16 protein-coding genes, 1 tRNA gene and 1 pseudogene are annotated in these 21,180 nt (G+C 61.8%); 14 read left to right on the top strand and 4 right to left on the bottom strand.

Annotation, left to right across the window (positions count from 1 at the left end; translation table 11 throughout):
* Positions 1-67 precede the first annotated feature (67 nt).
* Positions 68-1,180 carry an alkene reductase gene (locus AC0Z5Z_RS04760; protein WP_485610770.1) on the top strand — a complete coding sequence of 371 codons (1,113 nt, stop codon included), beginning with the start codon at positions 68-70 and terminating at the stop codon, positions 1,178-1,180.
* Between the two features lie 194 nt (positions 1,181-1,374).
* Here the strand turns inward: AC0Z5Z_RS04760 and AC0Z5Z_RS04755 are convergent, their stop codons facing one another.
* Positions 1,375-1,962 carry a TetR/AcrR family transcriptional regulator gene (locus tag AC0Z5Z_RS04755; protein WP_485610769.1) on the bottom strand — a complete coding sequence of 196 codons (588 nt, stop codon included), beginning with the start codon at positions 1,960-1,962 and terminating at the stop codon, positions 1,375-1,377.
* Between the two features lie 139 nt (positions 1,963-2,101).
* Between AC0Z5Z_RS04755 and AC0Z5Z_RS04750 the strand changes: the two genes are divergently transcribed.
* The 13 genes and pseudogenes from AC0Z5Z_RS04750 (at position 2,102) to AC0Z5Z_RS04690 (ending at position 17,073) form a co-directional block, all read left to right on the top strand.
* The gene (locus tag AC0Z5Z_RS04750) at positions 2,102-2,890 is read left to right on the top strand and encodes an SDR family NAD(P)-dependent oxidoreductase (RefSeq protein WP_485610768.1); all 789 of its coding nucleotides are present in this window, start codon (positions 2,102-2,104) and stop codon (positions 2,888-2,890) included.
* Between the two features lie 55 nt (positions 2,891-2,945).
* Entirely contained in the window at positions 2,946-3,962 is a 1,017-nt protein-coding gene (locus tag AC0Z5Z_RS04745; RefSeq protein ID WP_485610767.1) for an NADP-dependent oxidoreductase, read from the top strand.
* Between the two features lie 453 nt (positions 3,963-4,415).
* Positions 4,416-6,821 (top strand): glucose/quinate/shikimate family membrane-bound PQQ-dependent dehydrogenase, encoded by a 2,406-nt coding sequence (locus AC0Z5Z_RS04740; protein ID WP_485610766.1) that lies wholly within the window; start codon positions 4,416-4,418, stop codon positions 6,819-6,821.
* Between the two features lie 97 nt (positions 6,822-6,918).
* Positions 6,919-8,217, top strand: coding sequence for a carbohydrate porin (locus AC0Z5Z_RS04735; protein WP_095180070.1), 1,299 nt, complete (start codon positions 6,919-6,921; stop codon positions 8,215-8,217).
* 382 nt (positions 8,218-8,599) lie between these two features.
* Positions 8,600-10,105 (top strand): glycine betaine/L-proline transporter ProP, encoded by a 1,506-nt coding sequence (proP, locus tag AC0Z5Z_RS04730; protein ID WP_041480305.1) that lies wholly within the window; start codon positions 8,600-8,602, stop codon positions 10,103-10,105.
* Positions 10,106-10,270: 165 nt separating this feature from the next.
* On the top strand, positions 10,271-11,974 hold the full coding sequence (locus AC0Z5Z_RS04725; protein WP_485610765.1) for an amidase: 1,704 nt from the start codon (positions 10,271-10,273) through the stop codon (positions 11,972-11,974).
* 200 nt (positions 11,975-12,174) lie between these two features.
* Entirely contained in the window at positions 12,175-13,470 is a 1,296-nt protein-coding gene (locus AC0Z5Z_RS04720) for an OprD family porin (RefSeq protein ID WP_485610764.1), read from the top strand.
* 226 nt (positions 13,471-13,696) lie between these two features.
* Positions 13,697-14,350 carry a hypothetical protein gene (locus AC0Z5Z_RS04715; protein ID WP_056786867.1) on the top strand — a complete coding sequence of 218 codons (654 nt, stop codon included), beginning with the start codon at positions 13,697-13,699 and terminating at the stop codon, positions 14,348-14,350.
* Entirely contained in the window at positions 14,347-14,862 is a 516-nt protein-coding gene (locus AC0Z5Z_RS04710) for a hypothetical protein (protein ID WP_375122215.1), read from the top strand. Before AC0Z5Z_RS04715 ends, AC0Z5Z_RS04710 begins: the two co-directional genes overlap by 4 nt.
* A gap of 8 nt (positions 14,863-14,870) precedes the next feature.
* On the top strand, positions 14,871-15,380 hold the full coding sequence (locus tag AC0Z5Z_RS04705; RefSeq protein WP_016774812.1) for a hypothetical protein: 510 nt from the start codon (positions 14,871-14,873) through the stop codon (positions 15,378-15,380).
* A gap of 464 nt (positions 15,381-15,844) precedes the next feature.
* Positions 15,845-16,204 (top strand): DUF6124 family protein, encoded by a 360-nt coding sequence (locus AC0Z5Z_RS04700; protein WP_150635198.1) that lies wholly within the window; start codon positions 15,845-15,847, stop codon positions 16,202-16,204.
* Positions 16,205-16,545: 341 nt separating this feature from the next.
* Positions 16,546-16,791, top strand: a complete 246-nt coding sequence (locus AC0Z5Z_RS04695; RefSeq protein WP_016770738.1) for a type II toxin-antitoxin system ParD family antitoxin — start codon at positions 16,546-16,548, stop codon at positions 16,789-16,791.
* Positions 16,784-17,073, top strand: a pseudogene (locus tag AC0Z5Z_RS04690) (type II toxin-antitoxin system RelE/ParE family toxin). Before AC0Z5Z_RS04695 ends, AC0Z5Z_RS04690 begins: the two are co-directional and overlap by 8 nt.
* A 100-nt stretch (positions 17,074-17,173) precedes the next feature.
* On the opposite strand, the gene AC0Z5Z_RS04685 reads toward AC0Z5Z_RS04690, so the two are convergent.
* The 3 genes from AC0Z5Z_RS04685 to selA all read right to left on the bottom strand — a co-directional run bounded on the left by AC0Z5Z_RS04685 (position 17,174) and on the right by selA (position 20,600).
* Positions 17,174-17,269, bottom strand: a tRNA-Sec gene (locus AC0Z5Z_RS04685).
* A 5-nt stretch (positions 17,270-17,274) separates the two neighbouring features.
* Entirely contained in the window at positions 17,275-19,191 is a 1,917-nt protein-coding gene (selB, locus tag AC0Z5Z_RS04680; RefSeq protein WP_485610840.1) for a selenocysteine-specific translation elongation factor, read from the bottom strand.
* A complete protein-coding gene (selA, locus tag AC0Z5Z_RS04675; protein ID WP_485610763.1) occupies positions 19,188-20,600 on the bottom strand; it encodes an L-seryl-tRNA(Sec) selenium transferase in 1,413 nt (470 codons plus the stop codon). Before selA ends, selB begins: the two co-directional genes overlap by 4 nt.
* Between the last annotated feature and the right edge of the window lie 580 nt (positions 20,601-21,180).

Here is a 21,180-nt window from a genome sequence, read left to right as displayed (position 1 = left end):
TACCTGCACAGCGCGCGGCACTTGGCTGCCGCGCTTGAACCCTAGTCATCGACATCCGGAGCTACCCATGACCCGTCGCCTGTTCCAACCCATCGCACTCGGCCCTTACACCCTTGCCCATCGCGTGGCGATGGCGCCCTTGACTCGCTCGCGCGCTGGCCAGCCGGGCGACGTGCCGACTGCAATGAACGCCGAGTACTACCGCCAACGCGCCAGTGCTGCGCTGATCATCACCGAGGCCACGCAGATCTCCCAACAGGGCCAGGGCTATGCGTGGACGCCGGGGATCTACACCGATGCGCAAGTCCAGGCGTGGCGCGAAGTCAGCACGGCGGTGCACGCAGCGAACGGTCTGATCTTCATGCAGCTGTGGCACGTCGGCCGGGTCTCGCATCCCAGCTTCCAGCCGGACGCCGGTTTGCCGGTGGCGCCGAGCGCCCTGCCTGTGCCGGGCAAGACGTTTATTGTTGATGAACAAGGCAACGGCGTGTGGGGCGATGTGCCGGTGCCGCGCGCCCTCGAAACGGCGGAAATCGCCGACATCGTCGAAGACTACCGCCGCGCTGCGCGCAACGCGTTGAACGCTGGCATGGACGGCGTGGAGATCCATGCCGGCAACGGTTATCTGCTCGACCAGTTCCTCAACAGCAACAGCAACCAGCGCGACGATGCTTATGGTGGCAGCGTCGAGAATCGTGCGCGGTTTCTGCTCGAAGTGGTCGCCGCCGTCGCTGATGAAGTCGGCGCCGAGCGCGTCGGCGTGCGTCTGACGCCAATGGGCCGCTTCATGGGCATGGGCGATGACACGCCCGAAGCGACCTTCGGTTATCTGGTCGAAGCGCTCAACCAGTGGAATCTGGCCTACCTGCACCTGGTCGAGCCGGCCATGGTCGGCACGGTCAAGGACGAAAACTTCGACCCGCGCTGGGACGCGATCATCGCCCAGTTGCGCCAGACCTGGAACGGCGTGCTGATCCTCGCTGGCGGTTACGACGCCGAGTCCGCCGAACAGGCGTTGAACGCCGATCGCGCCGACATCATTGCCTTTGGCCGGCCATTTTTGGCCAACCCGGACCTGCCGCGTCGGCTGCACGGCGGGCTTGAACTGAACACGCCGGATCCGAGCAGTTTCTTCGGCGGCGATCAGCGTGGTTATGTCGATTATCCGTTTCACGCTTGAGTTTCTGAGGCGAAGTGCTGGCGTTCGGCTTTGGTATCGCGCCGGATTCACCCCTCATCGGAACGCCGCCCGCCCAGCCCTCTCCCCAGGGAGAGGGAGCTGATCTATGGAGCATTCAGAACCGGAGTTCGACCCGATATCAGCGTCTGGCGTAAATCGCCCAAACAGCTCGGTCAGTCCCCTCTGGGAGAGGGTTAGGGTGAGGGCGCCTCGATGACTGGCAACGATGCCGTCATCGAAGCGTGACACACCGTCAGAATCTCATCGGCCAGCGCCGAGTCATCCGGACAGGCCCGCGACAGCATGATCGCCCCGACCGCGCGGGCCAGCAGATCGATCATCCGGGTTCGGCCCTCACCTTGCGGTGCATCCGCTGCCTTCGGGTATTTCTCGCCGAGCGTCTGTAACGTGCGCTCGATGCCTTCAGCGAACGCCGCTTTCACGTCCCCGGACTGCCGCGCCGCATCGCCGCACAACGCCGCCATCGTGCAACCGGTGGAACGGCCGTCGCGATGGTCGCGCGACACGTACACGTCGATGAAATCCTGCACGCTCATGCTTTCGGCGGCGGCCGTGGACTGCGCCAGGCTATTGGCCGAGGCTTCGGCCATCAGGTCGGCCTTGGAGCCGAAGTGTTTGTAGAAACCGCCGTGAGTAAAACCGGCGGCCGCCATCAGGTCAGCCACGCCGACCCCGTCATAACCGCGTTCGCGGAACATCACCGAAGCCGTTTCGACAATGTGCTCGCGATTGGCCTGAGCCTGGGCTTTGGATACGCGCATATTGAATACCTCCGGCGCTGAAAAATCATGCGCAGATGATACATAGATGTTGGCCATAATCAAAACCGTTGACAGTTTAGATTTGGGTCATCATCCTAAAGGCCCGCAATCAGTCTTCAACTGACAAAGAGCCCACACCATGACTACTCGCCCTACTGTTTTGATCACTGGCGCCTCCACCGGCATCGGCGCGGTCTACGCCGCACGTTTCGCCCAACGCGGGCACGATCTGCTGCTGGTCGCCCGTGACCAGGCGCGCCTGGACACCCTCGCCGCCGGTTTGCGCGCTGAGCACAACGTCAATGTCGAAGTGCTACAGGCCGACCTGACGCAACTGAGCGACCTGCAAACCGTCGAGGCGCGTCTGCGTGGCGACGCGCGCATCGGTATCCTCGTCAACAATGCCGGCGCCGCGCAGTCCGGTACCTTCATCGAGCAGAGCACCGACAGCGTGGCGCAACTGGTCGCGCTTAACACCACCGCGTTGGTGCGGCTGGCTAGCGCCATCGCCCCGCGCTTGGCCAAGGCCGGCGACGGCGCGATCATCAACATCGGCTCGGTGGTGGGCCTGGCGCCGGAGTTCGGCATGTCGGTGTATGGCGCGACCAAGGCGTTCGTGCTGTTCCTCTCTCAAGGCCTGAGCCTGGAACTGTCGCCACAAGGCGTGTATGTGCAAGCGGTCCTGCCCGCCGCCACCCGCACGGAAATCTGGGACCGCGCCGGTATCGACATCAACACCCTCACCGACATCATGGAAGTCGGCGACATGGTCGATGCCGCGCTGGTCGGCTTCGACCGTCGCGAAGTCGTGACCATCCCGCCGCTGCACGAGGGCGAGCGCTGGGATGCCCTGCAAACCGCGCGGCAGGGCCTGTTGGGGCAGATCCGCCAGTCGGCTGTTGCGCAACGTTATCTGACTCAGGCCTGACCTCATTCAAACCCGCCGCTATGCCGGCGGGTTTCTACCGACAAGAGCATCCGCAATGAAGGCATTTTTCATCGAGCGCTACGGCAAGCAGAACGGCCGGATTGGCGACCTGCCCGAACCGCTGGTTGGCGCTCACGACGTGCTGATCGAAGTGCGCGCGAGTAGCGTCAACCCGCTGGATCTGAAGATTCGCAGCGGCGAATTCAAGATGATCCTGCCCTATCAAATGCCTTTGATATTGGGCAACGATGTCGCCGGTGTGGTGCTCAGCACCGGTGCGGCGGTCAAGCGTTTCAAGCCGGGCGATGAGGTTTATGCGCGTGCGCCTGATAACAGGATTGGCACGTTTGCCGAACGCATCGCTGTCGATGAAACAGCGGTCGCGTTGAAACCCGCCAATCTCGCCATGACCGAGGCGGCTTGCATGCCGCTGGTGGCGTTGACGGCGTGGCAGGCATTGGTCGAAGTCGCCAACGTGCAAAAAGGCCAGAAGGTGCTGATTCACGCCGGCTCCGGTGGCGTTGGCACGGTCGCCATTCAACTGGCTAAACACCTCGGCGCTTTTGTTGCGACTACGACCAGCACGGCGAATGTCGCGTGGGTCAAAGCGCTGGGCGCTGATGTGGTGATTGATTACAAACAGCAGGATTTCGCCATTGAGCTGCGCGACTACGACGTGGTGCTCAACAGCCTCGGCGGCGATGTGCTGGAAAAATCGTTGAGGGTGTTGAAACCGGGCGGGCAACTGATTTCCCTGTCAGGGCCGCCGACTGCGCAGTTCGCTCAGGAGCAGGGTTTGTCGTGGCTGCTCGGGGTGGTGATGCGCCTGCTCAGCAGTGGTATTCGGCGCAAGGCGCGCAAGCGTGGGGTGGGTTATTCGTTTCTGTTCATGCGTGCCGACGGCATCCAGTTGCAGAAAATCACTGCGTTGATTGAGGCCGGGGTGATCAAACCGGTGATCGATCGTACTTTTCCGTTCGATCAGATAGCTGACGCCTTGCACTACGTTGAACAAGGCCGGGCCAAGGGCAAGGTTGCCATCGCGGCCAACCTCAAAAGCCCCTCACCCTAGCCCTCTCCCAGAGGGAGAGGGAACTGACCGAGCTGAATGCGCGAGTAACGCCGACCTGAGATACCGAGGCGAACACAGGTCTCAAAAAGCCCACAAATCGGCTCCCTCTCCCAGAGGGAGAGACGACTGACCGAGTTGAATGCGCGAGTTACACCGACCTGAGATACCGAGGCGAACACAGGTCTCAAAAAGCCCACAAATCGGCTCCCTCTCCTCGGGGAGAGGGCTGGGGTGAGGGGTGAATCCAGCGCGGTGTCCAAGCATGTGCATTGCAATACCACGCTCAATCCGCCCCTCCTGCTGAAACCTCGAGAAACCCCTCTCAACTTGCGTTTTGCTAATCCTGCACCACGCTTGATTCACAGAAGTGCACGTTTTCATGGCAAAACTGCGGTTAACTGAATGGTTAGTTACCGCTATAATCCCGCGCTTCATTCAAACGGGACTTTCAATGTGAACCACAGTCAACGCGTCTCAGGCGTTTCAACGTTCATCCTGGTCGGCCTTGGCGTGATCATCGCCCTGCTCGGTCTGGCGCTCGCGGCCGGCGGTGTGAAGCTGGTCAGCCTGGGCGGTTCCTGGTACTTCCTGGTCGGCGGTCTGGCGATGACCGTTTCCGGGGTGCTGATCGCACTGAAGAAAACTGCAGGCGCCTGGCTGTTCGCCGCATTTCTTGTGGCGACCGCGATCTGGGCCGTGGCTGACGCCGGGCTGGTGTTCTGGCCGGTGTTCTCGCGGCTGTTCATGTTCAGCGCCATCGGTATGGTCGTCGCTCTGGTCTACCCGCTGCTGGCGCGCGCCAATGGCCGCGTGGCCGGTCGTGGCGCGTATGCCGTGGCCGCTGTGCTTGCGGTCGGTGTGGCCGTTGCGGCGGGCAACATGTTCGTCGCCCACCCAACCGTTGCCGCCACTGGCACTGGCCCGGGCCTGACTCCGGTCGAGCCGGCCAAGGCGCAGAAAGACTGGGCGCACTACGGCAACACCGAAGGTGGCAGCCGCTTCGCCGCGCTCGACCAGATCAACCGCAACAACGTCGACAAGTTGAAAGTCGCGTGGACCTACCACACCGGGGACGTCGCCGAGAGCGATGGCAACGGCGCCGAAGACCAGCTCACCCCGCTGCAGGTCGGCAACAAAGTATTCATCTGCACCCCACACAACAACCTGATCGCCCTTGATGCCGACACCGGCAAAGAGCTTTGGAAGAATGCGATCAACGCGCAATCGAAAGTCTGGCAGCGCTGCCGTGGCATGGCCTATTTCGACGCCACCGCGACCATCGCTCAGCCGAGCAACTCTTCGATCATCGAAGCCAAACCGGCGCCGGCTGCCAACTGCCAGCGTCGTCTGCTGACCAATACCATCGATGCTCGCCTGATCGCGGTCGACGCTGACACTGGCGAGTTCTGCCAGGGTTTCGGCAACAACGGCCAGGTCGATCTGAAGGCCGGTCTGGGTGATGTTCCGGACAGCTACTATCAGTTGTCGTCCGCGCCATTGATGGCTGGCACCACCGTAGTGGTTGGCGGTCGTGTTGCCGACAACGTGCAGAGCGACATGCCGGGCGGTGTGATTCGCGGTTTTGACGTGATCACCGGCGCCATGCGCTGGGCGTTCGACCCGGGCAACCCGCAGGACCGCAACGCACCGGCCGACGGCAGCACCTATGTGCGCAGCACGCCGAACAGCTGGGCACCGATGTCCTATGACGCGGCGACCAACACGGTGTTCCTGCCGATGGGCAGCTCGTCCACCGACATCTATGGTGTCGAGCGCAGCGAACTGGACCACAAGTACGGCGCTTCGATCCTCGCGCTGGACGCCAGCACCGGTGAAGAACGCTGGGTGTTCCAGACCGTGCACAACGATCTGTGGGACTTCGACCTGCCGATGCAGCCGAGCCTTATCGATTTCGACAAGGACGGTCAAAGCGTTCCGGCGCTGGTCATCGGCACCAAGGCCGGGCAGATCTATGTGCTCGACCGCGCCACTGGCAAGCCGCTGACCGAAGTCAAAGAAGTACCGGTGAAAGCTGCGAACATCCCTAACGAGCCGTACTCGCCGACTCAGCCGAAATCCGTGGGCATGCCGCAGATCGGCGCGCAGCACCTGACCGAATCGGACATGTGGGGCGCCACGCCGTACGACCAGTTGCTCTGCCGTATCGACTTCAAGAGCATGCGCTACGACGGCCTGTACACAGCGCCGGGTACCGACAAATCGCTGAGCTTCCCGGGTTCGCTGGGTGGCATGAACTGGGGCAGCATCTCCACTGACCCGGTGCACGGTTTCATCTTCGTCAACGACATGCGCCTGGGTCTGTGGATCCAGATGATCCCGTCGCAGAACAAAGGCCAGGCCGCTGGCGGTGGTGAAGCGCTGAACACCGGCATGGGCGCTGTTCCGCTCAAAGGCACGCCGTACGCGGTGAACAAGAACCGCTTCCTGTCGGTGGCCGGCATTCCGTGCCAGGCGCCGCCGTTCGGCACCTTGACCGCGATCGACATGAAGACCCAGAAAGTCGCATGGCAGATTCCGGTCGGCACCGTTGAAGACACCGGTCCCCTGGGCATTCGCATGCACTTGCCGATCAAGATCGGTCTGCCAACCCTCGGCGGCACCCTGTCGACCCAGGGCGGCCTGATCTTCATTGCCGGCACCCAGGACTTCTACCTGCGCGCCTTCAACAGCGGCAACGGCGAAGAAGTCTGGAAAGCCCGTCTGCCAGTCGGCAGCCAGGGCGGCCCGATGACGTACGTTTCGCCGAAGACCGGCAAGCAGTACATCGTCGTCACCGCTGGCGGCGCACGCCAGTCGACCGATCGTGGCGATTACGTGATGGCTTACGCCCTGCCGTAACTCGCTGCCGCACAACCAACCTCCTCCAAGCGCGCGGTGCCCCAAAGCACCGCGTCGCCGTTTTATTGCGTTAAAGATTTCAGCAGGAAGGATTCACATGTCATCGGCTGTTCGCTTTTCTCGTACCAAGCTTTCCACTGGCCTGTTGCTGGGCCTGAGCTGCGCTACTGCCCTACCCGCGCTGGCCGCCAGCGATTCCGGTCTGCTGACCCGCAGCACCCTGACCGGTGACTGGGGCGGCTTGCGTCATCAACTCGATGAAGACGGCATCAAGTTCACTGGCGATTACAGCGGCGAAACCGCTTACAACGCCGACGGCGGCCTGCACCGTTCGGCGCGCTACTCGCAGAACATCAAGCTCGGCGTGCAGTTTGATCTGAGCAAACTCTACGGCGTCGACAACGCCGGCAAAGTGCAACTGACCATCAACGACCGGCGCGGCAACAGCGCGTCGGAAGATCTGGTCGGCAACCGCTTGCCGATTCAGGAAAACTACGGCGGCCTGTACACGCGCCTGACTGAACTGAGTTACGAGCGCAGCCTGTTCACCCCGGCGCTGAATGTGAAGCTCGGTTACATGGCCATGGGTAACGACCTCGGCGGCCTCGACAGCGGCATTCTGTGCAACTTCATGAACGCCGGTTTTTGCGGCCATCCGCTGAACATGTCCGGCGGCAGCGGCTGGACCAACTACCCCAACGCGCGTTTGGGCGTGCGGGTCAAATACGACCTGTCGCCGTCCTGGCAACTGCGTGTGGCTGCGTTCAACGTCGACCCCGAGAGCAACGGCAATTCCAGCCGCGCCTGGCATCTGGGGCCGAAGCACACCACCGGCACCGTCGTACCGATCGAGCTGGTGTACAAGCACGCCGGCGAGCTGCCGGGTGAGTACAAGCTCGGCTATTACTACGACAGCTCCGACGTCAAACGCATTGGCAGCGACGACGAAGTGTCCGGGCGTGGCGGACATTATTTGTTGATCGATCAGGCCGTATGGCGTTCGCCGACCTCCGAGGGCCGCAGCCTGCATGCGTTCGGTCAGTATTCGGCGGCCAGTGAAGCCGCCTCGCCGTTCAGCAAGTGGTACGGCACCGGCGTGGTTTTGTACAAACCGTTCGAAGGCCGCCCGCGTGACACCGTGGCGCTGGGCTATGGCCGCGCCGTGCCGAACCCGCGCAGCCGCGATGTGCAACAGGATGCCGCGCTGGCCAATGGTGCTGCGTTTCCGAACCTCGATAGCGCCGAGCAGTTGATCGAGTTGGGCTACGGCTACCAGGCCACCCCATGGCTGACGCTGCGCCCGAACCTGCAATACATCATCGAACCGGGCGCGTTTTCCGGGCAGGACATCGACAATGCGTTGGTGGTGGGTCTGCAGGTGAAGGCTGCGCTATAAGTCCCTGCGAAACACAAAACCACTGTGGGAGCGAGCCTGCTCGCGAAAGCGCCGGGTCAGGCGACTGCGATGTTGAATGTGTCGCCGCCTTCGCGAGCAGGCTCGCTCCCACAGGGGATTTGTGTTGGATCAGGGAATTGTGATTCGCCGCGCGAAACTGTAGGAGTGAGCCTGCTCGCGATGGCATTGGTTCAGACAACCGCTATCTTGAATGCTCCAACCAAGCCCTTCAGAGCACCGACCACCAGCCCCACCTGTCGAAATTAATTCCAGCCCATCGGTGAATTATTTCGTGTCCGCATGTATCTGAGCCAGAAGAGCCGGCGCCATCATGGAGATGGCATCGCAGCGGTAATCTGGATCAGCGAGCGGGAACAGCGCAATGAAATCACGCAAGAACACCGTCAAACCGATCGGTTTGAAAGACATCACCATTGTCGACGACGCCAAGATGCGCAAGGCGATTACCGCCGCCGCACTGGGCAACGCCATGGAATGGTTCGACTTTGGCGTCTACGGCTTTGTCGCCTATGTGCTCGGCAAGGTCTTCTTCCCCGGCGCCGATCCCGGCGTGCAAATGATCGCCGCGCTGGCGACCTTCTCCGTGCCCTTCCTCATCCGTCCGCTTGGCGGTTTGTTCTTCGGTGCGCTCGGCGACAAATACGGACGGCAGAAAGTCCTCGCCGCGACCATCGTCATCATGTCCCTGAGCACCTTCGCCATCGGCCTGATTCCGTCCTATGCCTCGATCGGCATCTGGGCGCCGATCCTGCTGTTGCTGGCGAAAATGGCCCAAGGCTTCTCGGTCGGTGGTGAATACACCGGCGCCTCGATCTTCGTCGCTGAATACGCGCCGGACCGCAAACGCGGCTTCCTCGGCAGCTGGCTGGATTTCGGCTCGATCGCCGGTTTCGTCTTCGGCGCCGGTGTCGTGGTGCTGATCTCGACGATTCTCGGTGAACAGCGCTTCGAAGAATGGGGCTGGCGGATTCCGTTCTTCCTCGCCCTGCCGCTGGGCATGATCGGCCTGTATCTGCGCCACGCCCTGGAAGAAACCCCGGCGTTCCAGCAGCACGTGGAAAAACTCGAACAAGGCGACCGCGAAGGCCTCGCCGGTGGCCCGAAAGTGTCGTTCAAGGAAGTCGCGACCAAACACTGGCGCAGCCTGATGACCTGCATCGGCGTGGTGGCGGCGACCAACGTCACCTATTACATGCTGCTCACCTACATGCCGAGTTATCTAACGCACAACCTGCACTACAGCGAAAACCACGGTGTACTGATCATCATCGCGATCATGGTCGGCATGCTCTTCGTGCAGCCGCTGATCGGTTTCATCAGTGACAAGATCGGCCGCAAGCCCTTCATCGTCGTCGGCAGCATTGGCCTGTTCATCTTCGCCATTCCGGCGTTCATGCTGATCAACAGCGGCAGCATCGCCCTGATCTTCTCCGGCCTGCTGATCCTCGCGGTGCTGCTCAACTTCTTCATCGGCGTGATGGCCTCGACCCTGCCGGCGATGTTCCCCACGCACATCCGCTACAGCGCGCTGGCCAGTGCCTTCAACGTCTCGGTGCTGATCGCCGGTTTGACCCCGACCGCCGTGGCCTGGCTGGTGGAAAGCACCAACGATCTGTACATGCCCGCCTATTACCTGATGGTCATCGCCGTGGTCGGTCTGGTCACTGGCGTGACCATGAAGGAAACCGCCAACAAGCCCCTGCGCGGCGCGGCCCCGGCGGCTTCCGACCTGGAAGAGGCCAAGGAGTTGTTGCAAGAACACCACGACAACATCGAGCAGAAAATCGAAGACATTGATGCCGAGATCGCCGAGTTGGAGGCCAAGCGCAAAGTGCTGGTCCAGCAGCATCCGCGCATCAATGAATGATCCGCTGGACGCAGAAAAAATCGGCGGGGCCGTCACCCCGCCGATTACTCGAAGCGCGGCTTGGTGTTAAATAGGCGCCAGTCTTGACCTTGTCGCTTAAAGCCGTGCAACGAGAACCGCTATGAATACCCCTGCCCCAAACAACCACGCTCAACAGGTGACCCAATGATCGAAGTCACCGAAGTCTCCATCGCCCAACTGCGCGCCGCCCTCGAATCCGGCCAGACCACTGCCGTGGAGCTGGTGCAGGCCTATCTGGCACGCATTGATGCCTACGATGGCGCCGACACTTCGACGGCACTCAACGCCGTCGTCGTGCGCAACCCTGAAGCGCTGAACGAAGCCCGCGCCTCCGACGCCCGCCGCGCCAACGGTGAAACCCTCGGCCCGCTCGATGGCATCCCCTACACCGCCAAAGACAGTTATCTGGTCAAGGGCCTGACCGCCGCTTCCGGCAGCCCGGCATTTGCCGATCTGGTCGCCCATCGCGACGCCTTCACCATCGAACGCCTGCGCGCTGCCGGGGCGATCTGCCTGGGCAAGACCAACATGCCGCCGATGGCCAATGGCGGCATGCAACGCGGCGTCTATGGCCGCGCCGAAAGTCCGTACAACGCCGCTTACCTCACCGCCCCGTTCGCCTCCGGCTCGTCCAACGGTGCCGGCACCGCGACCGCTGCGAGTTTCGCTGCCTTCGGCCTGGCTGAGGAAACCTGGTCGAGCGGCCGTGGCCCTGCGTCGAACAACGGCCTGTGCGCCTACACCCCGTCGCGCGGGGTGATTTCGGTGCGCGGCAACTGGCCGTTGACCCCGACCATGGACGTCGTCGTGCCGTTCGCGCGGACCATGGCCGACCTGCTCGAAGTGCTCGACGTGGTCGTCGCCGAAGACCCGGACACCCGTGGCGACCTCTGGCGCCTGCAACCGTGGGTGCCGATCCCGCGCGTCAGCGAAGTGCGCCCGGCTGCGTACAGTGAACTGGCCGCCGATGCCAAAGCCCTGGCCGGCAAACGCTTCGCCATCCCGCGCATGTACATCAACGCCGACCCCGACGCCGGCACCAGCGAAGCCCCCGGGATTGGCGGCCCGACCGGCCAGCGCATCAACACCCGCGCGTCCGTGATTGATTTGTGGAAGCAGGCGCGCCAAGCCCTCGAGGCCGCTGGCGCCGAAGTCGTCGAAACCGACTTTCCGCTGGTCTCCAACTGCGAAGGCGACCGCCCTGGCGCGCCAACCGTGTTCACCCGTGGGCTGGTGTCGAAAGAGTTTCTACATCATGAACTGTGGGATCTGACCGCGTGGGCGTTCGACGACTTCCTGCAAGCAAACGGCGACCCGAAGCTTAATCGTCTGGTTGACGTCGACGGGCCGAAGATCTTCCCGCACGACCCCGGCACCCTGCCAAACCGCGAAGGTGATCTGGCCGCCGGCATGGACGAATACGTGCGCATGGCCGAACGCGGCATCACGCCGTGGAATGAAATCCCAACCGTGCCTGATGGCTTGCGCGGTCTGGAGCAGACCCGACGCATCGACCTTGAAGACTGGATGGACAACCTCGGCCTCGACGCCGTGCTGTTCCCGACCGTCGCCGACGTCGGTCCGGCCGATGCGGATGTCAATCCTGCTTCGGCCGACATCGCCTGGAGCAACGGCGTCTGGGTGGCCAACGGCAACCTCGCGATCCGCCACCTCGGCGTTCCGACCGTCACCGTGCCCATGGGCGTGATGGCCGATATCGGTATGCCGGTCGGCCTGACCTTCGCCGGCCGCGCCTACGACGACTCGAACCTGCTGCGCTTCGCCGCCGCCTTCGAATCCACCGGCAGCAAACGCCAGATCCCACCGCGTACACCGCCGCTGGCTTAATGCACTGTGTCAGCTCCCACAAACCCTGTGGGAGCTGGCTTGCCAGCGATGGCGGCCTGACGGCCGCCACAGTTCTAATTGACTACCCCCGACTCCCACAGGTTTTGTGGTGAAAGCTGCCAACTCAGCACATCAACCCAATCCTCTTTGTTCCCGATCTTCGATCATCAGCGCCATTCGAATCACCACCGGCCCTGACCATGATCAACCGCGCGCCCTCCCGCCTCACCCTGCTTGCCATGCTCTGCGGTCTGACCGGCACCGCCCATGCCAGCGGATTTTTCGACGATGCCAAAAGCGATGTCCTGCTGCGCAACTTCTACCTCAGCAACGACTACCGCTCGCCCACGCCCTCCGGAAAAAACTACAAACAGGAATGGGCACAGGGCTTTATCGGCAACTTCTCATCCGGTTTCACCGAGGGCACAGTCGGTTTCGGCATCGACGCCCACGCTTTCGCCGGCCTGAAACTCGACGGCGGCAAGGGCCACTCCGGTACTGGTCTGCTGCCCGTCGACAGCGATGGTCGCAGTGAAAACAACTATTCCAGCGCTGGCGGTGCGTTCAAGCTCAAGGTCTCGCGCACCACTTTGGCCTTCGGCGAAATGACCGTGGAAACCCCGGTCTTCGACACCTCCGACAAACGCCTGCAACCGGAATACGCCACAGGCTTTTTGCTCAACAGCGCCGAGCTCGACAACGTCAATCTGGTCGCCGGGCATTTCACCGCGTTCAAGAATCAGGACAGCTCTTCTGGCCAAGGCGATTTCTACGGTTACGGCGCCAACACCGAAGCGGGTGGCATCAGCTTCGTCGGTGCCGATCTGTTCAGCTCAAGCCCGATCGGCGGCGCACTCTACGCCTCAGAACTGAGCGACACCTGGCATCAGTATTACGGCAACCTGCATTTTAAACAGTCCGGCGTGCTGCTCGACGCCAACCTCTACCACACCCGCGACACCGGCCGCGCAGTGGCCGGCGAGATCGACAACACCGCCTTCAGCCTCTCCGGCAAATACAACTTCGGCCCACACGCGGTGATGCTCGGCTGGCAGCGGATCAATGGCGACACGCCGTTCGATTTCGTCGGCGGCGACTCGATCTACCTCGCCAACTCGATCAAATACGCCGACTTCAACGGCGCCAACGAACGCTCCTGGCAAGCCCGCTACGACCTCGACCTCGGCGCCTTCGGCATCCCCGGCCTGAACTTCATGACCCGCTACGTCAGCGGCAGCCACATCGACGGTACGCACGCGCCCAAGGGCGGCGCCTACAACCCGTTCGACGCCGACAGCGGCGACTATCAACCGCAACAAGGCAGCGGCGGCAAACACTGGGAACGCGATATCGACCTGAAGTATGTCGTGCAATCCGGCGCAGCGAAGGATCTGTCGGTGCAGCTGTCGCACGTCACCCACCGCGCCAACGAAGCACAGGCTGGCGATGATATTGACCGGATTTACGTGGTCGTTCAGTACCCGCTGGGTTTTTGAGGTAACACGATCAACCCGCCCACAGGTTCCTGCGTCGGCCACAAACCATGAGTTTGCTCCTTGAGATCAAAATCAAATGATTTCAGCGTACCGCAGCGCCTACAGTAGCTAGCCAAGTGCCATCACCTCGTTTATTCTGCGCCCCCGCATAAAAAGCCAAGCCAGGAAGGCATTGATTGACCTTCCTGTTTGTAGTCAATCAACGCAAGCAGATTCAGGGATGTACATGTTTCAGCTATTCAAACTCGGAGCGGCCGTCGTGCTCGCCGCGACGCTCAGCGGCTGCATTACCGAAAGCGCTTCCTGGGTCAGCGAACCCTTGCAACCCAAGGCAAGCGAGCCAGTCAGTTATCTCGTTGGCTCAATCGGGCCGCAATCACTCAAGCAATCAGCCGCTGACAACCAGCGAATCTTTTTCCGCAAACGCGGTTCCGAATACGGTGCGGCCGGCGTCTGGAAAATGGCCGGCGCTTACTCCACGCCGCAGGATGTTCAGGACGGTGTCGGCGCAGCGAGCGTATTCGTGCTTCCCCTGAAGCCGGGCGATTACGAGTTCTATGATTTCCAGTTCTTTTCCGCACGTTATCAACCTGGGCTAGGCACTGTTTTCACCTCGAGAGAGGCGCGGGAGAAATTCAACCTGCCGATGCGCCTGGAACCCGGCAAGGCCTATTACATCGGCGAGTTCCGTTCGTTCTGCCTGACCGCCGGTTTCTGCGCGTTCCGCTGGAGTGATCAGAACGCCCGCGATGCGCTGATTGCGCAACGTCTGGCGCCAGGATTGCCAACGCTGCAACCGCTGAAACTCGACCTGAACAGTGCTCAGCCCTACATCTTCACCGGCCCCATTCCGGGTATTGCCGTGGACGCCAAACCATGAAAAAAATCATCGCCCTCACTGCCGCCGCTCTGTTGACCGGTTGCGCGGCGACCAACACCTTGCCCGAGCGCACGCTTACGGACGGTCAGGATTATCTGCAGCCGATTCACGTTATGGTCGATGACCCGGAAAACGGCTCCAGCCTGCGCAACCACCTGCGTCAGACCGGTGTGTTCCGCACCATCGAAACCGGCAGCGGTAAAGCTGACGAGTACAACGTGCAGGTCAAACTTAATGTGGAACGTCACCTGCCGCCGTTTCCGGTGATTCTGCTGAGCACCGCGACGTTGTTCTTGCTGCCGCTGTCGAACGAATTCGACACGCAAACCGAATTCACCGTGTTCCAGGGTGACAAGCGACTGAAGCAATACACCTATCGCAACATCACTCAAAAATATACGTGGCTACTGGATCAGGGCGGCGAGATGCGCGAACAGAACCTCGGCCGCATCGCCCGCGCCTTCGCGCAGGATGTGCAGCAGGACCGGCTGATCCCGGCAGTCACGCAATGAACCGCGCGATGATAAAAGTCGCCGGCCTGCTCTGTGCCTCACTGATGCTGGGCGGCTGCGCCAACACCTTGCAACCGCTCGATTACCATGCCGATCAGGCCTACGTGCCGGTCACGCTCGGAATGGGGCCGGCGTATACGCGCATCGACGAGCAGCATCAGCGCGAAACCGTCAGCGTCCTGAAAAAGACCGGCGCGTTCTCGATGCTCGACGGCGGTTACACCCGCAACGGCTACAGCCTGTTGATCACCGAACCCAGCGACGGCAAGGTCAATTGGCTGGCGCTGGTCAACGTTTTCACCCTGTTCACCTTCCCGATGCCCTACCACTACCAGGACAACCTGCGCGGCTCGGTCTTCAAGGATGGCCAACTGCTCAAAACCTACAACTACTCCCGCGAAGGCTGGAGCGTGATGACGTGGTATGTGCCGATTCCCGGGGTCGAGAACAAACGGCAGATGCTCGACCAGTTGTTGGTGGAAATGGACCGGGACAAGGTGATTCCGTATCAGCCGTGAGGTTGGGTGATGGGGGCTGGTGCGGTGGACTGCGGCGCAATGAATTGCAATGTGTGAGCGAGCCTGCTCGCGAAGAGGCCATCAGGTTCGGCGCAATTCTTTGATTTAAACGAAGCTGTTTAAAAGACACCTGCGGATACGGTCTCAAGGCTACAAATCCTTGCGCCGTTGCCTACAGCTACGCCAGAATCCGCCGGCTTGTGCGCCTTGGGGGCGGGTTCTATTGTGGTGCGGTCGCTGACGAATCAGCGATCGGGTTTAGCGATCCGACTCATTACAGACGCACCAATGCCCAGTCTCAATTGCATTTTTCGATCTGCACTTGATGTCATGGTGGCTGTGCGTGGGAGACCTTCGGGTCTACCCGGGGTTTCTGTGACCCGGATCGCTAACCTGCGTACAGCCGCCACCTTTACTTGTTTAGCGATGAGCCGTGGCGGCTAAATCAACCACGGAGTCTCACCATGATCAAACCAACACCCAACCCACCCGAAACCGATCCCACCTCCCCCTACGAATCCCTCGACTCCAAAAAACTCCACGAAGCCGCCGATCGCGCCCTCGACCACTACCTCTGCCCACCCGGCTCCACCCCGCCACCCTTCAGCCCCCGCGCCATGTACGCCGTCACCGCCGACACCAAAAACGAAGACTTGCTGGCCAATGCCTGCGAAACCCTCGCCTCCGCCAAAACCATCGCCCAGGAATTCGCCGGACTGGTCAAGCCATCGCAGCGCCGGACGCTGATGGGGATTGCGCAACTGATCATGCTCGGGGAACTGGCGGTGAATCGGGTGCTGGATAATCTGGAATTGCCGGGGTAATGCGGGCCGGCTGAGTTATGCGATGCCCGTGCCGGCCTCTTCGCGAGCAGGCTCGCTCCCACATTGATCCTGGTCGGACGCAAACTTTGCGACCACTGAAGGAACCTGTGGTAGCGAGCCTGCAAGCGATCACAAAGGGGAAGGATTATTTAACCCGATGGATGTGCTCGGGCAGCAGATTCGGTTGCGGGTCTGAAAATGCAGCCTGCGGCAGTTCGAGTGATATACGCATGAGCTGCCGAAGGCTGTGATTCGTTCTTGTAACGGCTAGGCTCATACTCGTTAGCGCACCATTAGTATGATAATTTGCGCAAAGTTCGCCATCCGCAAAGGGCCCGATCATGGCTACCGTACGCAAAACCATAACCGTGACTGACCAGCAAGACCATTGGATCAAAGCTCAAATAGAAGCGGGACATTACACCAACGACAGCGAATATATCCGCGATTTGATCCGTCGAGAGCAAGAGCGAAACGCTGAACTGGAAACCGTCCGCGCAGCCCTTCGAGAAGGAGAATCCAGTGGTGCCCCCCGGCCATTCGATGCTGATGCTTTCAAAAAGAGAATGTTGAGAGCACATGGCTGAATACCGACTTCCCCCGCCGCCGAAGTGGATCTTGAGGCTATCTGGGCCTATACAGCTCAACAATGGGGTTTGGATCAGGCCAATCGCTACATCGACATCCTGACTGCGTCTTTCGAGCAGTTGGCTGATCGTCCCAAAACAGCACCCGCATGCGACGCGATCCGCCCCGGTTACCGACGCTGCAGCGTGGAGAGTCACGTGATTTATTTTCGAATCACCGCCTATGGGATCGCGATAATCAGAATTTTGCATGACCGGATGGAAGCGCAGCATAATCTCTAACCTTCTCGTATCACCGAAAATCAAAAGATCGCAGCCTTCGGCAGCTCCTACAAATCGATGTAAGAGCTGCCGAAGGCTGCGATCTTTGCTTTTGAGAAACTGGCGGAAGACAGCCGGAGTCGAACCTGCCCGGGAACGGATGCCGTCCCCAACCGGGTTTGAAGCCCGGCCGCGCCACCGGGCGCGATTGTCTTCCTGAACTCAGGGTGCGCAGGCGTCAGCCAGCGCGTTGTCGGGGCGGATCTGGCGGGATTCGCCGAGCCGGCGGGTCAGGCCGAGTCGGTCGAAATATTCCAGATACTGAATACAGCGTTTGCGTCCCAAGCCTAGCGCATCACGGAAAGTTGTCACCTCAATCGCTGGATTTTCTTCGGCGAGTTTCAGCAGTAGCGCCGCCATTTGCCGCAGGACGATGTCGCTGATAAACAGGTCGCGCACCACCTGGTGCATCAGGCCCAGCCGTGCGAGTTTGCGCAGCAGCAGGCGGACGCTGGCGTCGTCTTCGCCGAGCATTTTCGCGGCGTCGCGTACCCACGGCGGGTCGAAACCGGCCTCTTCGAACAACGGCTGTAATTGCTGCCAAAGGATTTCGTCGTCGGCATTCAGGCGCACCTGATGGTCGGGCAGGTGCAGCCAGGGGCCGCTGGCGAGGATGGAGCCGGCGTTGAGCAGTTCTTCGAGCAGGCTGATGAACGTCGAGCGTTCCAGTGCCAGCGCGCTGAAGCGGCGCAGGCGATCGCGGTCCGGCCCCATCTGGTCGGGTTCCTGTTCGTGGAATCGCGCCAGTTGCTCGAGCAAGGTGAATTTCAACTGGCCCCAGCGCTGCACGTTGAACAGCAGCGGGCCTTGGCGGGTGTCGATCAGACGGATGTTGTCCGCCAGCGTCCACTGCGCGCGCGGGCGGTTGAACTGGCGTTCGAGGCGTTGCGGGTCGAGGCCGCCGGGGCTGTGATTGAGCAGTGCCGGCAGGGCCTGTTCGAGGCTGACGCTGAGGCCGAGGGTTTGCAGTTGCGCGAGGCGTTCCAGGCTGCGGCGTTGGCGTGCCGGAGCGAATGGGTCGAGCACAACACCGCCGCCCAATGTGCGCTGGGCGCTGGCGTCGCGCAGGATCAATCGATCGCCATTCATTGCGTGCACCGGCGCGTTGATCAGCAGTTGCGCGAACATGCGCTCGCCGGGGCTCAGGCGCGGGCCTTGCAGCAAAGCGACGCGGGCGATGACATCTTGGGTGCCGAGGTGCAGATGCACCGGGTGGAAGTGTTCAAAGGTGCGCTCGCCCGGCAACAGCTGAAAGTCGATGTCGACGCGCTGGGTCGGGGCGTGCAGCCAGTCCGCCAGCAGCCATTGGCCACGGTGGATCTGCGTCAGTTCCAGACGTTCGCCGCTGAGGTTCAGCGCCACGCGCTGGCCGGCGAAGGCCTGTTCGGCGGCCTGGTTTTGCGCGTGCAGGCCACGGATGCGCACCGATTTGCCGGCAGGCGCCAGAACCAGTTTTTCGCCGACCGCAACTGTGCCCGACAGCGCGGTGCCCGTGACCACGATCCCCGCACCCGCGACGCTGAAAGCCCGATCAATCGCCAGACGAAAGCCGCCTTCGCAACCGCGCGCCTGCACCTCGTTGTGTGACTGCAATAACGCCGCGCGCAACTCATCGACGCCCTGCCCGTTCAAGCTCGACACGGTAAAAATCGGCGCATCAGCAAATGGTCCGGGCGCGAGCAGGTCCAGGACCTGGCGCTGCACCTCTTCCACCCTGCCCGCTCCCGCCCGGTCGCATTTGGTGATCGCCACCAGGGCGCGGGGAATGCCGAGCAGTTCGACGATTGCCAGATGCTCGCGGGTCTGCGGCATCACGCCGTCGTCGGCCGCGACCACCAGCAACACCAGATCGATGCCCTGCGCACCAGCGAGCATGTTGTGGGTGAATTTTTCGTGGCCGGGCACGTCGATGAAGCCGGTCAGCCCGGAGCCCGCTGCGAGTTCGGCGTAGAGATAACCGAGATCGATGGTCATGCCGCGTTCGCGCTCCTGCGGGCGGCGGTCGCCGGTTTGCCCGGTCAGCGCCTGCAACAGCGAAGTCTTGCCGTGGTCGATGTGCCCCGCCGTGCCGACGATCACGGATCGACCTGCAATTGCGGCAACTGCGCCAGCCACGCTGGCTCATCGTCGAGCTGGCGTAGATCCAGCCACAGCGCATCGTCGCCGATTCGCCCGAGCACCGGGATCGGCAAACCGCGCAACGCTGCTTCGAGATTGAGCAGATAACGCCCGCGCCAGCGCTTGGACACTTGCGGGCGGCAACACAGCGCTGCACTCGGCAAGCGCGCCACCGGTTGGCTGCCGCTGCCGATCATGCCCAACGCCTCGACCGCGCTGACCTGCCAGACCTCGCCCAACACATCGGCGAGCAACGGTTGCAAACGCAGAGCCTGAGCATGAATGTCGGCCTGGGGCCGGGTCAGCAGGCGCAGACTCGGCAGACGCTCGGCGAGGCGATCCGGATCGCGGTACAGACCGAGCACCGCCTCCAGCGCGGCCAAGGTCAATTTATCGACCCGCAGTGCGCGCTTCAGTGGATTCTTCTTGATCTTCGCGATCAGTTCTTTGCGCCCGACGATCAACCCGGCCTGCGGCCCGCCGAGCAATTTGTCGCCGCTGAAGGTGACGATGTCGGCGCCATCGAGCAATGCCTGACGCACCGTCGGTTCCGCCGGCAGGCCCCAGCGCGTCAGGTCGAGCAGACTGCCGCTGCCCAGATCTTCCAGCAACGGCAAGCCATGGGCGTGCGCCAGTTCAGCCAACTCGGCGGTCGCCACTCGCGCGGTGAAGCCTTCGATGCTGTAATTGCTGGCATGTACGCGCATGATCAAACCGCTGCGCGGACCGATTGCCGCTTGGTAATCCCGGGCATGGGTGCGGTTGGTGGTGCCGACTTCGTGCAGGCGCACGCCGGCCCGGGCCATGATGTCGGGGATGCGGAAAGCGCCGCCGATTTCGATCAGCTCACCGCGCGAGATGATGCCTTCCTTGCGCGCGCCGAGGCTGTTGAGGGTCAGCAGCACGGCGGCGGCATTGTTGTTGACCACGGTGACGGCTTCGGCGCCGGTCAGTTCGCGGATCAGGCCTTCGATCAGGTCGTCCCGATCACCGCGCTTGCCGCTGCCCAGATCGAATTCGAGATTGAGCGGATAGCGTGCGGCGGTTTGCACTGCTTCGATGGCTTCTTCGGGCAGCAGGGCGCGGCCGAGATTGGTGTGCAGCACCGTGCCGGTCAGGTTGAACACCCGGCGCACCTGACTGCGCTGCTGTTGCGCCAAGCGTTCGCCGACGCGGCCGGCGAGCACTTCGGGGCCGATCTCCACGGCCGCCAATTGCCCGCTCAATACGCCGGGCCGCAGCTCATCAAGCAACTGACGCAGGCCAGTCAGCAACGAATCCCGGCCGTAACGCTCGGCCAACGGCGCGCACGCCGGATGACGCAACAACCCATCAATGGACGGCAACCGCAGGGCAACGCTGGAAGACATCAGCCACTCCTGATTTCACTGAAACAATCCCTTTTGAGAGCAAGCTTGCTCCCAAAAGGGTTTCAGAAGTGTAGACGCACTGCCGGAGCTAGCCTGCTCGCGAATGCGGTGTGTCAGTTGGTGTGGATGTGGCTGACCTTACGCCTTCGCGAGCAGGCTCGCTCCCACAGGGAAATCCGGGGCTGACCGGGCTTTGTGATTCGGCACATAGACTTGTGGGAGCTGGCTTGCCAGCGATTGCGGTGGGTCCGTCAAAGAAGGTGGTGGATGTGCCGACCAATCGCTGGCAAGCCAGCTCCCACAGGGATTCGGGGCGGAATGAACATTGTTGGTCACCACAAAAACCTGTGGGAGCGAGCCTGCTCGCGAAAGCGGTGTGTCAGTCAATGTGGATGTGGCTGACCTGACGCCTTCGCGAGCAGGCTCGCTCCCACAGAGAAATCCGGGGCTGACCGGGCTTTGTGATTCGGCACAGAAGTCTGTGGGAGCTGGCTTGCCAGCGATTGCGGTGGGTCCGTCAAAGAAGGCGGTGGATGTGCCGATTGAATCGCTGGCAAGCCAGCTCCCACAGGGATTCGGG

Source organism: Pseudomonas sp. 1L-E-NC-VB-C3 (assembly GCF_057291535.1).
Note: the sequence above shows the minus strand (reverse complement) of the source record. Positions and strands in the feature narration are given on the sequence as shown.